The organism is Ramlibacter tataouinensis (genome assembly GCF_001580455.1).
GTDB classification, from domain to species: Bacteria; Pseudomonadota; Gammaproteobacteria; order Burkholderiales; family Burkholderiaceae_C; genus Ramlibacter; species Ramlibacter tataouinensis_B.
Window position 1 is genome coordinate 4,100,627 of sequence record NZ_CP010951.1, and the last position, 15,288, is coordinate 4,115,914.

Annotated in this window: 12 protein-coding genes and 2 riboswitches; of the genes, 7 read left to right on the plus strand and 5 right to left on the minus strand. The window is 68.5% G+C overall.

What is annotated here, in order from left to right; translation table 11 throughout:
- Positions 1-11: 11 nt before the first annotated feature.
- The 5 genes from aroC (at position 12) to UC35_RS19045 (ending at position 5,703) form a co-directional block, all read left to right on the plus strand.
- Positions 12-1,109, plus strand: coding sequence for a chorismate synthase (gene aroC, locus UC35_RS19025; RefSeq protein WP_061502487.1), 1,098 nt, complete (start codon positions 12-14; stop codon positions 1,107-1,109).
- A 117-nt stretch (positions 1,110-1,226) separates the two neighbouring features.
- Entirely contained in the window at positions 1,227-3,371 is a 2,145-nt protein-coding gene (locus UC35_RS19030; RefSeq protein ID WP_061502490.1) for an ATP-binding protein, read from the plus strand.
- Positions 3,372-3,439: 68 nt separating this feature from the next.
- Positions 3,440-3,634, plus strand: a complete 195-nt coding sequence (locus UC35_RS19035; RefSeq protein ID WP_061502492.1) for a DUF3606 domain-containing protein — start codon at positions 3,440-3,442, stop codon at positions 3,632-3,634.
- 235 nt (positions 3,635-3,869) lie between these two features.
- A complete protein-coding gene (locus UC35_RS19040; RefSeq protein ID WP_061502494.1) occupies positions 3,870-4,637 on the plus strand; it encodes an alpha/beta fold hydrolase in 768 nt (255 codons plus the stop codon).
- Between the two features lie 187 nt (positions 4,638-4,824).
- On the plus strand, positions 4,825-5,703 hold the full coding sequence (locus UC35_RS19045; protein ID WP_061502496.1) for a sensor histidine kinase: 879 nt from the start codon (positions 4,825-4,827) through the stop codon (positions 5,701-5,703).
- Here UC35_RS19045 and UC35_RS19050 read toward each other — a convergent pair.
- From UC35_RS19050 to UC35_RS19070, 5 genes are all read right to left on the minus strand, one after another.
- Positions 5,645-6,394, minus strand: coding sequence for a sulfite exporter TauE/SafE family protein (locus UC35_RS19050; protein ID WP_061503935.1), 750 nt, complete (start codon positions 6,392-6,394; stop codon positions 5,645-5,647). The two genes, UC35_RS19045 and UC35_RS19050, sit on opposite strands and share 59 nt — an antisense overlap.
- Before the next feature lie 5 nt (positions 6,395-6,399).
- Positions 6,400-9,303, minus strand: a complete 2,904-nt coding sequence (gcvP, locus tag UC35_RS19055; protein WP_061502498.1) for an aminomethyl-transferring glycine dehydrogenase — start codon at positions 9,301-9,303, stop codon at positions 6,400-6,402.
- 79 nt (positions 9,304-9,382) lie between these two features.
- Positions 9,383-9,760 (minus strand): glycine cleavage system protein GcvH, encoded by a 378-nt coding sequence (gene gcvH / locus UC35_RS19060; RefSeq protein WP_061502500.1) that lies wholly within the window; start codon positions 9,758-9,760, stop codon positions 9,383-9,385.
- A gap of 20 nt (positions 9,761-9,780) precedes the next feature.
- A complete protein-coding gene (gene gcvT / locus UC35_RS19065; protein ID WP_061502503.1) occupies positions 9,781-10,914 on the minus strand; it encodes a glycine cleavage system aminomethyltransferase GcvT in 1,134 nt (377 codons plus the stop codon).
- 46 nt (positions 10,915-10,960) lie between these two features.
- Positions 10,961-11,068, minus strand: a riboswitch (glycine riboswitch).
- Positions 11,069-11,079: 11 nt separating this feature from the next.
- A riboswitch (glycine riboswitch) is annotated at positions 11,080-11,176 on the minus strand.
- A 144-nt stretch (positions 11,177-11,320) separates the two neighbouring features.
- Positions 11,321-13,018, minus strand: coding sequence for an electron transfer flavoprotein-ubiquinone oxidoreductase (locus UC35_RS19070; protein ID WP_061502506.1), 1,698 nt, complete (start codon positions 13,016-13,018; stop codon positions 11,321-11,323).
- Positions 13,019-13,166: 148 nt separating this feature from the next.
- On the opposite strand from UC35_RS19070, the gene UC35_RS19075 reads away from it, so the two are divergent.
- Both UC35_RS19075 and UC35_RS19080 read left to right on the plus strand, forming a co-directional pair.
- A complete protein-coding gene (locus UC35_RS19075; RefSeq protein ID WP_061502507.1) occupies positions 13,167-13,949 on the plus strand; it encodes an SDR family oxidoreductase in 783 nt (260 codons plus the stop codon).
- Positions 13,950-14,137: 188 nt separating this feature from the next.
- Complete coding sequence (locus UC35_RS19080; protein ID WP_227820381.1) at positions 14,138-15,253, plus strand: PQQ-dependent sugar dehydrogenase; 1,116 nt, start codon at positions 14,138-14,140, stop codon at positions 15,251-15,253.
- Positions 15,254-15,288: the final 35 nt, after the last annotated feature.

The window sequence follows — 15,288 nt, forward strand, 5'->3', positions numbered from 1 at the left end:
TAATCGCCCCCATGAGCGGCAACACTTTCGGCACTCTCTTTGCCGTCACCAACTTCGGCGAATCCCACGGACCCGCGATCGGCTGCGTGATCGACGGCTGCCCGCCCGGCATGGCGCTGTCGGAAGCCGACATCCAGCCTGATCTGGACCGGCGCCGGCCCGGCACCAGCCGCCATGTCACCCAACGCCAGGAAGAGGACAAGGTCGAGATCCTTTCCGGCGTGTTCGAGGGCCAGACCACCGGTACGCCGATCTGCCTGCTGATCCGCAACACCGACCAGCGCAGCAAGGACTACTCGGAGATCGCCCAGACCTTCCGTCCCGGCCATGCCGACTACACCTACCTGCAGAAATACGGCCTGCGCGACCCGCGCGGCGGCGGGCGGGCCTCGGCGCGGCTGACGGCGCCCATGGTCGCCGCTGGCGCGGTGGCCAAGAAATGGCTGGCGCTGAAGTACGGCACGCAGTTTCGCGGCTGCATGACGCAGATCGGCGAGATCGCCATCCCGTTCGAGAGCTGGGACCACGTCGCTCGCAATCCCTTCTTTGCGCCGGCCGCCGACGTGTCGCAGCTGGAAAACTACATGGACCGCCTGCGCAAGGCGGGCGATTCCTGCGGCGCGCGCATCCGGGTCAGCGCCAGCGGCGTGCCCGCCGGGCTGGGCGAGCCGCTGTTCGACAAGCTCGATGCCGACATCGCCTACGCCATGATGGGGATCAACGCCGTCAAGGGCGTGGAGATCGGCGCCGGTTTCGCCAGCGTCGCCCAGCGCGGCACCGTGCACGGCGATTCGCCGACCCCGCAGGGCTTCCTCAGCAACAACGCGGGCGGCGTGCTGGGCGGCATCAGCAGCGGCCAGGACCTGGAAGTGTCCATCGCGATCAAGCCGACCAGTTCCATCCTGAGCCCGCGCGAATCCATCGACGTGCGAGGCGAACCGGTCGAGGTCGTGACCAAGGGCCGCCATGACCCCTGCGTCGGCATCCGCGCCACGCCCATCGCCGAGGCCATGCTGGCGCTGGTGGTCATGGACCATGCCCTGCGCCAGCGGGCGCAGAACGGCGACGTCGTGCCGCCACTCAAGCCCATCCCTGCCTCGACCTCCTGAACGCTGCGGCGCGCCCTGGCCACGGATGAGGTGCCTTTCGCGCGCCAATCGCACGGCGCCGGGGGCCAACATGCCAGCTGTTTCGGCTACGCTAGGTGCCGAAAACTCCAATTCGGCATGTCGACGGATCAAGCCAACACAGCCATGCGCGAGCCCGAGGGTCACTACCGGCAGCTGGTGGAAAGCGCGGTCGACTACGGCATCATCAGCTGCGACACCCAAGGTCGCGTGACGGCCTGGAACGAAGGCGCGCGGCGCCTGCTGGGCTGGGACCAGGAGGAAGCCCTTGGGCAACCCATCCACCGGATCTTCACGCCCGAGGACGCGGCGGCCGGCGTGGTCGAGCGCGAGTTCGAGCAGGCGCGCCGGGCGGGCCGCGCCACCGACGAACGCTGGCACGTGCGCAAGGGCGGCGATCGTTTCTGGGCCTCGGGCGAGCTCATGCCGCTGGAGCACGAGGGCGGTGCCCTGCGCGGCTACGTCAAGATCCTGCGCGACCGTACCGAGCAAAGGCTTAGTGCCGCCCGCGTCCATGAGCTGAACGAGCACCTCGAGGCGAGCCAGGCTCGCCTCAACGCCGCGCTCGAGGACCTGCGCTACCTCGCGCAGGCGAGCGCCGAATTGGCCAGCCTCACCGACTATCAGAGCACCATGGACAAGATCGCGCACCTGTCGCTGCCGCGCTTCGGGGATTGGTGTTCGGTGGAAATCCTGACCCCCAGCGGCGAGCTCGACCGCGTGTCGCTCGCGCATGTGGACCCGGCCAGGGAAAGGGCGGCCAAGGCGGCCAACCTGCGCACGGGGCCGCGGTCGCCTTCCGTGAATGCCGGGGCGTGGACCGTGATTCGCACCGGCAGGTCGCTGCGCATCGAGAACGTGACCCCGGAGATGCTGGAGCATTCCCTCCAGGGTCGCGACGACGCAGGCACCGTGCGCATGCTGGGGTTGCGCTCCTACCTCGGCGTGCCGCTGAGCACTCACGGGAAGACCTTCGGCGTAATCTCCTTCGTGGCTGCCGAAAACCCGCGGCGCTATACCGATGAAGACCTCGAGCTGGCCGAGGATCTGGCGCGCCGCGCGGCGGTGGCCATAGAGAATGCCAAGCTGCTGAGTACCTTGCAGGAGTCGGACCGGGCCAAGGACATCTTCCTGGCCACCCTGGCGCATGAACTGCGCAACCCGCTGGCCCCGGTGTGGAACGGGCTGGCCATCATCAAGGTGCAACCCGACGACCCGGCACGCGTGCGCGACATCGCCGGGATGATCGAGCGGCAGGTGGCCCAGCTCGCGCGCCTGGTGGACGACCTGCTGGACGTGTCCCGGATCACGACCGGGAAGATCGAACTCAAGAAGCGCCGCACCGACCTGCTGGATGCGGTGCGCGGCGCGGTCGAGACCAGTCGGCCGCACATCGATCGCGCGCAGCATGAGCTCGTGCTGCGCCTGCCTGACGAGCCGATCGAGCTGATCGCCGACCCGGTGCGGCTGGGACAGGTGTTTTCCAACCTGCTCAACAACGCCGCGAAGTACACGCCGGCCGGCGGGCGCATCGAGATCGACGTCGAGCGCGAGCCGCAGCGGGCGATCGTGCGCGTGCGCGACAACGGCTCGGGCATCGCGCCGGAAAAACTGGACCAGATCTTTACGCTGTTCACGCAGGTCACCCATCCGGCGCACCGCACCGAGGGCGGGCTGGGCATCGGCCTGTCGCTGGTGCAGGCGCTGGTGCGCCTGCATGGCGGCAACGTGGAGGCGCGCAGCGCGGGACATGGCCAGGGCAGCGAGTTCATCGTGGAACTCCCGCGGGCGGCGGCGCCGGCCCCCGCGCCGCAGGCCCATCCGGCCTCCACGCCGGCGCCCGGGCGGGTCCCCGAGCCTGTGATGCAGCAGGCCGCGCAGCCGCAGCGGCAGTCCAGGATGATCCTGGTCGTCGACGACAACCACGACGCCGCCGACACGCTGGCCGAGCTGATCCGCATGATGGGCAGCGCAGCCGAAGTGGCCCATGACGGGCTGTCCGCGGTGGAGGCCGTCTCGCGGCTGCAGCCGGACATCGTCCTGCTCGACATCGGCCTGCCGGACATCAATGGCTACGAGGCCGCGCGCCGCATCCGCGCCTTGCCCGGGCTGGCGCAGCCGCGGCTGATCGCGCTCACCGGCTGGGGCCAGGAGCAGGACAAGCGCATGGCTGAGGAAGCGGGCTTCGACGAACACTGGACCAAGCCGGTCGATCCGCAGCGCTTGCAGGACCTGGCCGGTTGAATGGTGCTGCGATGCGGAACTCATGGAGTCACGCGGCAGTCTGAATGCAACCAACGCAAGGAACCGGCATGGAACAATCCGCGCAAAGCAACCGTGAGCAGCTCATCGACCTGACGCGCACCATGGAAGTGGCGTACTGGTGCCGCGTCTTCGACGTGAGTGCCGACCAGTTGCGCGATGCCGTGCACCATGCGGGTCACCAGGTGGCGGAGGTGCGCAGGTACCTCGTGACCAAGGCGGCCAGCGCGGCATCGGGTGCGTAGTCGAAGGCTTGCCGCTACCCCATCGCCTAGATCGACCGTCCAGCCGCGCGCGGCACGGGGATAGGGCGGTGCAGGCGGGCGCGCGGCGCAGCCCGAGCCGCCGCTCGAGGAGAAGCACCTCGCCTCACCGGTGTGTTCCAGCTGTCACCGGCACCATCCTTCCGGTCACCGGGGAAGGCGGCACCTGACCGCGGTCAACGGCCGCCGGCCGCGATCCACTGTATAAATCGTGCCGATGCCACAACTAAATTACATCAAAGAGGGCCGCGGCCCCATGATCGTCCTGAGCCACGCGCTGGGGTGCGACCTGTCGATGTGGGATGAAGTCGCGGCGCAGCTCGCGCGCGAGTTCACCGTGCTGCGCTTCGATCACCGTGGGCACGGCCGATCGGAAGCCGTTGCCGGCCCGTGCTCCATCGAAGATCTTGCCGACGATGCGGCCACGCTGCTGCAGCGCGAAGCGCAGGACAGCGTGCACTTCGTGGGGCTGTCCCTGGGCGGCATGGTCGCGCAACAGATCGCCGCGCAGGAGCCGCAGCTCGTTTCCAGCATCGTGGTGGCCAATTCGTCGAGCCACTACGACGAGACCTTCCGCGGCATGTGGCGCTCGCGCCAGGAAACGGCGCTCAATCTCGGCATGTCGGCGATCGCTGAAACCGTGATGCCGCGTTGGTTCACCCGGCCCTGGCGCGAGAGCGCGAACGGCGCGCTGCGCATGCGGCGCATGCGCGGCGTGCTCGAAGCGATGGACCCGAAGACCTACGCGGCCGGCTGCGACGCCGTGGCGCGCATCGACTTCAGCGGCAGCAACCCGCAGGTGGCCTGCCCGGCGCTGGTGATCGCCGGCGTGCACGACGAAGCCACGCCGCCCGCGATGTCGGAGGTGATCTGCAACACCATCTCCGGTGCTGAGCTGGCGACCCTGGAGACGGCCCACCTCAGCGCCGTCGAGCGTCCCGAAGAGTTCGCCTCGCTCGTTGCGGAGTTCGTCAAGCGCGTCTAGGGCAGGCCCCAAGGGCCCCAAGCCCAGCGGCGGCCTTCGATGCAATGGGGCCGCGTCCTACAGGCCCCGCGGACCCGGGCCGACAGAATCGCAACACACTGCAACCTCTCGCGTCCCGGTTGCAGGTGTTGTTCATGAATCTGTCGAACACAACATCGTTGCGGTGCTTCGCGGGGAAGACCCGGGCATGAGCCTGCATCTCGAACGCCTCTCATCCCTGCCCGGGCACCCGGTGGACCACGACGACCTGCGCCTGGCGCTGCAGCGTGCGACAGAAGAGCTCGCGGCCGAGCGCGAGGCGCGCGCGAAGGCCGAGCGGGCGGCCGCGCTGAAGGACGAATTCCTCGCGGTGGTGTCGCACGAACTGCGCAATCCGTTGGGCGCGATCCTGGGCTGGACCGACATGCTCCGGCGCCATGGCAGCGAAGAGGAGCTCGACAAGGGACTCGAAGTGATCGAGCAGAGCGCCCAGGTCCAGGCGAAGTTGATCGAGGACCTGCTCGACATGAGCCGGATGGCATCCAACAAGATCCGCCTGCACCTGCAGTCGGTCGAGCCGCGGCGGTTCATCGACGCTGCGGTGGAAGCGGCCTGGCCGGCGGCGGCCGCCAAGGACATTCGGATCGGCAAGGTGCTGGACCTGACGGCCGGCCCGGTACTGGGCGACGTCACCCGCCTGTCGCAGGTGATGTGCAACCTGCTCACCAACGCCGTGAAGTTCACGCCCGAGGGCGGATCGATCGAGGTCACCCTGCGTTCAGCGGATGGCTATGCGGTCATCCTGGTCAGGGATTCGGGGATCGGGATCGCGCCCGAGTTCCTGCCGCAGGTATTCGAGCGTTTCCAGCAGGACCCCGCGACCGCGGGCGGGCACGGCGGGCTGGGACTCGGCCTGGCGATCGCCCGCCAGCTCGTGGCGCTGCATGGCGGCGACATCAGCGCCAGCAGCGATGGCCCGGGACGCGGCGCGACCTTCACGGTGCGCCTGCCCCTGGCCGTGACGAAGCTCAGCGCATCACCAGCGCCGGCAGGCCCGCAGCCAACAGAGCGACGCCCGACGCTGTGAGCAGCGCCAGCACCAGCTGGCGATAGTCCTTGTCACCCAGCCGCCGGTACAGCCGCGCGCCCAGCAGCGAAGGCAGCACCATCGCAGGCACCACGAGGGCCAGCATCGATGCGTGCGACTCGCGCACGATGCCGGTGGCGAGGTAGGTGGCGAAGGTGACCGCCAGCATGGCCAGGTTGAAGTTCTGGACCACCGAGCGCTGGGTGTCCTTGGGATAGCCCCGCAGCGTGCACCAGAGCGAGGGCACCACGCCGCTGAAACCGCCGATCCCGCCCATGAGTCCGCCGACGCCGCCTGAGACCGCATCCGCAATGCGTCCGCCATGCGTCACTCTCGGCAGTCGATCGACCAGGATCATCAGCGGGCAGACGATCACCAGCGTGGCGCCCAGCACCGTCTTGAACTGCGCCACGTCCAGCCGTGGCAACAGCCAGACGCCGAGGGGCACCCCGGCCAGGCCGCCCAGCAGGAACGGCGCCAGGCGCCGGGGATCGAAGCCGCGGCGTACCGTGAGGGCGGCGAGCAGCTGTCCGCTGAATCCGCCAACGACGGCGAGGGCGGCGGCCAGCCGCGGATCCAGGGTCCAGGCCCAGAGGGACATGGCCGTGATGCTGAAACCGAAGCCGGAGAGGCCCTGGACGAAGCCGGCCAGCGCGGCTCCGAGGATGACGATCAGGATCTGCGAGTCGATGCCGCTTACTCTTCGTAGGCTGACATCGGAACGCAGCTGCAGAACAGGTTGCGGTCGCCGTACACGTTGTCCACGCGCCCGACCGGCGGCCAGTACTTGGCATGCCGGCGTTCGTCGAGCACGGCCGCGCCGGCTTCGCGCGGATAGGCATGCGTCCACTCGCCCTTCATCAGGACGGCGGCGGTGTGCGGCGCGTTCCGAAGCGGGTTGTCCTCCTGCGGCCACTCGCCGCGCTCGATGCGCCGGATCTCCGCGCGGATCGCGATCATGGCCTCGATGAAGCGGTCGATCTCGACGAGCGTTTCGCTTTCGGTCGGCTCGACCATCAGGGTGCCGGCGACCGGGAAACTCAGGGTGGGCGCGTGGAAGCCGTAGTCGATCAGGCGCTTGGCCACGTCTTCGGCGGTGACGCCGCTGGCTTCCTTGAGCGGCCGCAGGTCCAGGATGCACTCGTGCGCCACATGCCCGTTGGCGCTCGCGTAGAGCGTGGGGTAGTGCTCGCGCAGGCGCGCGCTGATGTAGTTGGCCGACAGGATGGCCACCTCGGTGGCCTGCCGCAGGCCCTCCGGCCCCATCATCCGGCAGTACATCCAGCTGATGGGCAGCACGGCCGCGTTGCCCAGCGGCGCCGCCGACACCGCGCCCACGCCGTGGCTCTTGACGCCGCCGGCCTCGTGGCCGGGCAGGAAGGGCACCAGGTCCTCGACCACGCACACCGGCCCGACGCCCGGGCCGCCGCCGCCGTGCGGGATGCAGAAGGTCTTGTGCAGGTTCAGGTGGCTCACGTCGCCGCCGAACTCGCCGGGCGCGGCCACGCCCACCAACGCGTTCATGTTGGCGCCGTCCACGTACACGCGGCCGCCGTGCGCATGGACCATCTCGCACAGCTCCTTGACCTGCATCTCGAACACACCGTGCGTGCTCGGGTAGGTGATCATCACGCAGGCGAGCCGGTCGCTGTGCTGTTCGCACTTGGCCTGGAGGTCCGCCAGGTCCACGTTGCCGTTCGCATCGCAGGCGGTCACCACCACCTGCATGCCCACCATCTGGGCGCTGGCCGGGTTGGTGCCGTGCGCCGACGAGGGGATCAGGCACACGTTGCGGTGGCCCTGGCCCTTGCTCTCGTGGAAGGCCTTGATCGCCAGCAGGCCTGCGTACTCGCCCTGCGAGCCGGCATTGGGCTGCAGGCTGATGCCGGCGTAGCCCGTGGCCTGGCACAGCCAGGTGCGCAGCTGCTCGTCGAGCTGGGCGTAGCCCTGCAGCTGATCGCGCGGCGCGAAGGGGTGCACATGCGCGAACTCCGGCCAGGTGATGGGGATCATCTCGCTGGTGGCATTGAGCTTCATGGTGCAGCTGCCCAGCGGGATCATGGAGCGGTCCAGCGCCAGGTCCTTGTCCGACAGCGCGCGCATGTAGCGCAGCATCCCGGTTTCGCTGTGGTGCGTGTTGAACACCGGGTGCGTGAGGAAGTCGCTGGTGCGGCGCAGCTGCTGCGGGATCAGCGGTTCGATGCCCTTCTCGAACTCGGCCACCGTGGGCAGCTCCTGGCCCTCGTGGGCGAAGATCTTCCACAGCAGCTCGATCTCGGCGCGCGTCGTGGTCTCGTCCAGCGAGATGCAGGTGTACTCACCCCAGGCCTGGCGCAGGTTGGCGCCGAAGGAGATGGCGCGCGCGGCCAGTTCGGGCGTCTGCTCGCCGGTCTTGTAGCTCAGCGTGTCGAACGCGCTGGCGTGGTGCATCTGTGTTTGCGTGTAGCCCAGGCGCTCCAGGCCGCGGGCCAGGATGGCGGTGTAGCTGGCCACGCGCTGGGCGATCCGGCGCAGGCCCTGCGGCCCGTGGTAGACGGCGTACATGCTGGCGACCACCGCCGGCAGCACCTGCGCCGTGCAGATGTTCGACGTGGCTTTCTCGCGGCGGATATGCTGCTCGCGCGTCTGCAGCGCCAGCCGATAGGCCGGGTTGCCGTGGCAGTCCACGCTCACGCCCACCAGCCGGCCCGGCATGGAGCGCTTGTACTCGTCGCGGCAGGCGAGGTACGCGGCGTGCGGGCCGCCCGCGCCCATGGGCATGCCGAAGCGCTGGGTGCTGCCCACCACGATGTCCGCGTCCCATTCGCCCGGCGGCACCAGCAGGGTCAGCGCCAGCAGGTCGGCGGCCACGATGGCGGCGGCCTGTTTGGCGTGGATGCGCTGCACGTCCGGCGCCCAGTCGTGCACCCAACCGCTGCTGGCGGGGTACTGGATCAGCGCGGCGAAGAAGTCGCCTTGGAGGGCGCGATCCCACTCCTCGGCGGAATTGGCCAGCACCACCTGGATGCCCAGCGGCGCGGCGCGCGTGCGCACCACCTCGATGGTCTGCGGATGGCAGTCGCCCGCCACCACGAAAGTGTTGGACTTGCTCTTGACGCTGCGCTTGGCCAGCGTCATGGCCTCGGCCGCGGCGGTCGCCTCGTCCAGCATGGAGGCATTGGCGATCGGCATGGCCGTCAGGTCGCACACCATGGTCTGGAAGTTGACCAGCGCTTCCATGCGGCCCTGCGAGATCTCGGCCTGGTAGGGCGTGTAGGCGGTGTACCAGGCGGGGTTCTCCAACACGTTGCGCAGGATCACCGCGGGGGTCAAGGTGCCGTAGTAGCCCTGGCCGATGAAGCTCTTGAACACCTTGTTGCGCGAGGCGATCGCGCGCAGTTCGGCGAGCGCCTGCGACTCGGTCAGCGGCGCCGGCAGCTTCATCTGCGAGGCCCGCGCGATCGAGCGCGGCACGATGCTGTCGATCAAGGCGCGGCGCGAGGCTTCGCCGATGACCGAGAGCATGTGCTGCTCGTCGGCCTCGGTGACACCGATGTGGCGCGGAATGAATTCCGCAGGATTCTCGAGCTCGCCCAGCGGGCGTGCGGTCTGCATCAACATGGCTACTCCGTTTGTCCGTCATCCCGGCGGCACCGGGATCCCTCGTGTCGCGGACCGCAGCCGCGACCTGCGTTCCCGCTCAGGAACTGTTCTTCGAAAACTTGATGTAGTCGGGCTCGTCCATCAGGACGTCGAACTCGGCCATGTCCTTGATCAGAATCTTGAAGAACCAGCCGTTGCCCATGGGATCGGTATTCGCGAGCGCGGGGTTGTTGCGCAGTTCCTCGTTGACTTCCGTCACCTCACCGCCGATCGGCATGAACACGTCGGCCGCCGCCTTCACCGATTCGACCACGCCGGCAACCTCGCCCTTGGCGTAGCTCTTGCCGACCTCCGGCAGGTCGACGAACACCACGTCGCCCAGCGCGTCCTGGGCATGCAGCGTGATGCCCACGACGGCGGCTTCGTGGTCCTCGAGCTGGATCCACTCGTGTTCCTCGGTGTACTTGACGGTCATGCGGTCTCTCCTTGGGTAATCTAGCCGCGGTAGTAGCGGTTGGGCACAAAAGGCATGGCGGCGACTTCCATGGGCACCGGCTTGCCGCGCACGATGGCATCGACGCGCGTGCCGGGCGTGGCCAGGGCCGATTCGAGGTAGGCCATCGCGATCGGCTTGTCGATGGTGGGGCCGAGCAGGCCGCTGGTGACTTCGCCGACGCGCCGGCCCTGGGCGTCGCGCAGCTCGGTGTGCTCGCGCACCGGGATCCGTTCGAGGGCGACCAGCCCGACGCGCTTGCGTGGCACGTCGACCGTGCCATCGAGCTGGCCCAGCACCCGGGCCGCGCCCGGGAAGCCGCCGGCGCGCTCGCCGCTGCTGCGCCGCACCTTCTGCATCGCCCAATTCAGGCCGGCTTCCACCGGCGTGGTCGTGAGGTCGATGTCGTTGCCATACAGGCACAGGCCCGCTTCCAGGCGCAGCGAGTTGCGCGCGCCCAGGCCGATCGGCTTGACCTCGGGCTGCGCGAGCAGGGCGCGCGCCAGCGCTTCGGCCCGGGACTCGTGGACCGAGATCTCGAAACCATCCTCGCCGGTGTAGCCGCTGCGGGTGATGAAGAGGTCCGCACCCTCCCAGTCGAAGGCGCCGCCGGTCATGAACACCAGTTTCCCGGCGCCGGGCACGAGCCGCGACAGCGCATTCACGGCCTTCGGGCCCTGCAGCGCGAGCAAGGCGCGCTCGGGCATCGGGACCAGCTGGCAGCGCGAGCCGATGCGTTCCTGCATGTGGGCGATGTCGCCCGCCTTGCATGCGCCGTTGACGATGACGAACAGGTCGTCGCCGCGGTTGACGAACATCAGGTCGTCGATGATGGTGCCTTCGTCGCTGAGCAGCAGGCCGTAGCGCTGCTTGCCCGCAGGCAGGCCGGCCACGTCGACCGGCATCAGCGATTCGAACGCGGCGGCCGCGCCGGCACCGGCCAGGCGCAGTTGGCCCATGTGCGAAACGTCGAAGAGGCCCGCCGACTCGCGCGTCTGGCGGTGCTCAGCCATCAGGCCGGCGGGATACTGGACCGGCATCGAATAGCCGGCAAAGGGGACCATGCGAGCGCCCAGTTCGAGGTGCAGGGCGTGCAGCGGCGTGCGCTGGAGCTGTTCTTCTGTGCTGGCGGACAAGCGCGAGTCTCCGTCAAGGGCAATCGATCCATGGTACAGACCATGGGCGGCCCCTGCTGTCCGCTTTACCTGAGAGATTCACCCGTAACAAGGGTTTGCTCCTTCGGTGGACGCGAGCTCATCCGGGCGCGCGCCTCTCTCCAGCAAGGTGAACGCCTCTGTCGAGGCGTTTTGTCAGTCCTGGGTGCCTGAGCGTTCGGCTATGCGCCTGCGCCTTCGGCGGTTCCCTCGACTACCGGGAACGCTCTCCTGACGCGAGGGATTGTAACTGCAGGAGAGCAGCCAAGCGGACTGGCCGCCTGCTTTTTCAGCCGTGAGTGCGTGAGCGCCGCCGGGCCGCCCCAAGGCGCGAGGGCCCCCTCGGGGGGCGGCGAGCTACACGAAGTGAGCGAGCGTGGGGGCCCGTTCACATGTTCACGTAGTTGGGGCCGCCGCCGCCTTCCGGCGTGACCCACACGATGTTCTGCGTCGGGTCCTTGATGTCGCAGGTCTTGCAGTGCACGCAGTTCTGCGCGTTGATCTGCAGGCGTTCCGTGTTGTCCTCGTTCTTCACGAACTCGTACACACCCGCGGGGCAGTAGCGGCTTTCCGGGCCGGCGAACTGCGACAGGTTCACATTCACCGGGACCGACGCATCCTTGAGCGTCAGGTGGGCCGGCTGGTCTTCCGCGTGGTTGGTGTTGGAGATGAACACCGAGGACAGGCGGTCGAAGGTCAGTTTGCCATCCGGCTTGGGGTAGTCGATGGGCTTGCACTGCGACGCGGGCTTGAGCGCCTCGTGGTCCGGCGTGTCGTTGTGCAGCGTCCAGGGCATGCGGCCGCGGAACACGAACTGCTCGATGCCGTTCATGAGGGTGGCGGGCCACAGCCCCTTCTTGAACCAGGCCTTGAAGTTGCGCGACTTGTTGAGTTCCGTGTACAGCCAGCTGCGCTCGAAGGCTTCGGGGTAGGCCGTGAGCTCGTCGTGCTGCCTGCCGGCGACCAGCGCCTCGTACAGGGCCTCGGCGGCCAGCATGCCGGTCTTGATCGCTGCGTGGCTGCCCTTGATCCGGCTCACGTTCAGGAAGCCGGCATCGTCGCCCACCAGGGCGCCGCCGGGGAACACTGTCTGGGGCAGGCTCATCAGGCCGCCGGCGGTGATGGCGCGCGCGCCGTAGGACACCCGCTTGCCCGGCTTGATGCCCTGGCTCTCGTCGCCTTCGAGGTACCAGCGGATGTTGCGGTGGGTCTTCCAGCGCTGGAACTCCTCGAACGGGCTCAGATAGGGGTTGCTGTAGTTCAGGCCGGTGATGAAGCCGAGCGTGACCAGGTTGTTCTCCATGTGATAGAGGAAGGCACCGCCGTAGGTGTCGTTCTCCATCGGCCAGCCGGCGGTGTGCATCACGAAGCCGGGCTGGTGGCGCTTGGGGTCGATCTCCCACAGCTCCTTGATGCCGATGCCGTAGGTCTGCGGGTCGCGTCCTTCATCGAGGCGGAAGCGTGAGATCAGCTGCTTGCCCAGGTGGCCGCGCGCGCCCTCGGCGAACACGGTGTACTTGGCGTGCAGTTCCATGCCAAGCTGGAAGTTCTCGGTCGGCTCGCCCTCCTTGCCGACACCCATGTTGCCGGTGGCCACGCCCTTGACCGAGCCGTCCTCGTTGTACAGGACTTCGGCTGCGGCGAAGCCCGGGAAGATCTCCACGCCCAGGCCTTCTGCCTGCTGCGCCAGCCAGCGCGTCACGTTGCCCAGGCTGATGATGTAGTTGCCGTGGTTCTGGAAGTTTTGCGGCAGCACGAAATCGGGCACGCGGAACGAGCCCGTCTCCGTCAGGAACATCATCGCGTCGCCGGTGACCGGCTGGTTCAGCGGCGCGCCCTTGAGCTGCCAATCGGGAATGAGCTCGGTGAGCGCCCTCGGGTCCATCACCGCACCCGAGAGGATGTGGGCACCCGGCTCGGATCCCTTTTCGAGGACCACGACCGAGATCTCTTTTTCGTATTCGGCCGCCAGCTGCTTCAGGCGGATGGCAGTGGCCAGGCCCGCCGGGCCGCCGCCCACGACCACGACGTCGTACTCCATCGCTTCGCGGGGGCCGAATTGCGCAAGGATTTCGTCTTGGGTCATGAATACTCTTTCTGGTCGTCGCTGATAATGGTTTTGGGGCGCGCATGCGGCGAGCCGCGCGCGGCTCGAGAATTCTATTTGCTGGCCGCCGGCCGGCTTCGGCCGGTCGCGGCCGAGCCAACCGGCTATTTTAGGCAGGAGACCCGTCGTGAGCTACAGCATCGACTTGTCCGGCCGCGTCGCTTTCGTGACCGGCGCCTCCAGCGGTCTCGGCGCGCAGTTCGCCCGCACCCTGGCGCGCGCCGGCGCCGCCGTGGTGCTCGCCAGCCGCCGCATCGAGAAGCTCAAGGACCTGCGCGCGCAGATCGAAGGCGAAGGCGGCGACGCCCACGTGGTCCAGCTGGATGTCACTGAGCTCGACAGCATCCGCTCGGCGGTGGCCCATGCCGAGACCGAGGTCGGCGCCATCGACATCCTGGTGAACAACTCCGGCGTTAGCACCACGCAGCGCATCCAGGACGTGTCCGAGGAAGACTACGACTTCGTCTTCGACACCAACGTCAAGGGTGCCTTCTTCGTCGCGCAGGAGGTCGGCAAGCGAATGCTGGCGCGCGCCCGCGGCGCCGCGCCGGGCACCTACATCGGCGGGCGCATCATCAACATCGCCTCGACTGCGGGGCTGAAGGTGCTGCCGCAGATCGGCGTCTACGCGATGAGCAAGGCGGCGGTGGTGCACATGACCAAGGCGATGGCTCTGGAGTGGGGCCGCTTCGACATCAACGTCAACGCGGTCTGCCCCGGCTACATCGACACCGAGATCAATCACCGTCACTGGCAGACCGACCAGGGCCAGAAACTCATCCAGATGCTGCCGCGCAAGCGGGTCGGGAAGCCCGAGGACCTGGACGCGCTCATCGTGTTGCTGGCCAGCAGGCAGAGCGATTTCATCAACGGCGCCATCATCGCGGCCGACGACGGTTTCGCCATCTAGCCCGTTTCGCCGGGCCGACACGATCGCTTTCACTTGCGACTCGCGGCGCCCCCGGGCCGCAATCGCGGGCGCTACGCTCAAGGCTTATGGCTGCCTTGTCCTGGTCCCGCTTTCGCCGTCTCGCCACACTGGCCGGTTTCGCGGCATTGGCGTCCTGCGGGGGCGGCGGCGGAGGCGGCGGCGGTGGCGTGAGTCCTGCGCCGGCACCGCCCGCGCCCGCGCCCAGTGTGACTGAACTGGCGACGGGCTTCGCCAATCCCTGGTCGCTGGCCTTCCTGCCCGACGGCCGCATGCTGGTGACGGAGCGGGCAGGGCGGATGAGCTTGCTGGCCTCGAACGGCGCGCTCATCGGCCCGGTCGGCGGCGTGCCCGCCGTGCTCGCGCAAGGCCAGGGCGGCTTGCTGGACGTGGCGCTGGATCCGGCATTCGCTTCCAACCGGCGCATCTATTTCAGCTTTGCTGAACAGGACGCGGGCAACGCCAGCCTGAACGGGACGGCCGTGGCCCGCGCCGTGCTCGACACCGAAGCGCGCACGCTCAGCGCGGTCACGGTGATCTTCCGCCAGTTGCCCAAGGCCGCGTCCGCCGGACACTTCGGCTCGCGGCTGGTGTTCGACCGCTCGGGCAACCTGTTCGTCACGCTGGGCGAGCGCCTGCTGGATACCGAGCGGGGCTTCGCGCAGGACCTCACGCGCGGCCATGGCAAGGTCATGCGCATCACCACCGATGGCGCGCCCGCGCCGGGCAACCCGAGCTGGACGCAGGCCGGCGCGCAGCCGGCGATCTGGAGCTACGGCCACCGCAACGTGCAGGGCGCGACCCTGCATCCGGCCACCGGCGAGCTGTGGATCAGCGAGCACGGCGCGCAGGGCGGCGACGAGGTCAACCGCGTGCTGGCCGGCCGCAACTACGGCTGGCCGCTCGCCAGCCGCAGCCAGGAGTACGGCACCACGCAGCCGGTGGGGCCGGCCAGCCTGCCCGGCATGGAGGACCCGCTGTGGGTCTGGGAGACCGTGACGGGCGCGCCCTGGACCGGCGGCGCGAAGTCTTCCATCGCGCCGGCCGGCATGGCCTTCTACACCGGCACGGCCGTGCCGCAGTGGCAGGGCAGCCTGTTCGTGACTTCGCTGGCCGGCATGGCGCTTTGGCGGCTCACGCTCAGTGGCAACACGGTGGTGGCGCAGGAGCGGCTGCTGGCCGGGCGCAACGAGCGCCTGCGCGACGTCAAGCAGGGGCCCGACGGCGCGCTGTACCTGCTGACCGACGAAGCCCCGAACGGAAAGCTCCTGCGCTACCTCCCTTAATCCTGGTCCACTGAATCACTGAAATCGCCCCCCGC

What these genes read in the sequence shown, in the direction of transcription:
- gcvP (WP_061502498.1), bottom strand. Translation starts at nt 9,303, where the DNA reads ATGTTGATGCAGACCGCACGCCCGCTGGGCGAGCTCGAGAATCCTGCG.
- UC35_RS19030 (WP_061502490.1), top strand. Translation starts at nt 1,227, where the DNA reads ATGTCGACGGATCAAGCCAACACAGCCATGCGCGAGCCCGAGGGTCAC.
- UC35_RS19035 (WP_061502492.1), top strand. Translation starts at nt 3,440, where the DNA reads ATGGAACAATCCGCGCAAAGCAACCGTGAGCAGCTCATCGACCTGACG.
- aroC (WP_061502487.1), top strand. Translation starts at nt 12, where the DNA reads ATGAGCGGCAACACTTTCGGCACTCTCTTTGCCGTCACCAACTTCGGC.
- UC35_RS19045 (WP_061502496.1), top strand. Translation starts at nt 4,825, where the DNA reads ATGAGCCTGCATCTCGAACGCCTCTCATCCCTGCCCGGGCACCCGGTG.
- UC35_RS19040 (WP_061502494.1), top strand. Translation starts at nt 3,870, where the DNA reads ATGCCACAACTAAATTACATCAAAGAGGGCCGCGGCCCCATGATCGTC.
- gcvH (WP_061502500.1), bottom strand. Translation starts at nt 9,760, where the DNA reads ATGACCGTCAAGTACACCGAGGAACACGAGTGGATCCAGCTCGAGGAC.
- UC35_RS19070 (WP_061502506.1), bottom strand. Translation starts at nt 13,018, where the DNA reads ATGACCCAAGACGAAATCCTTGCGCAATTCGGCCCCCGCGAAGCGATG.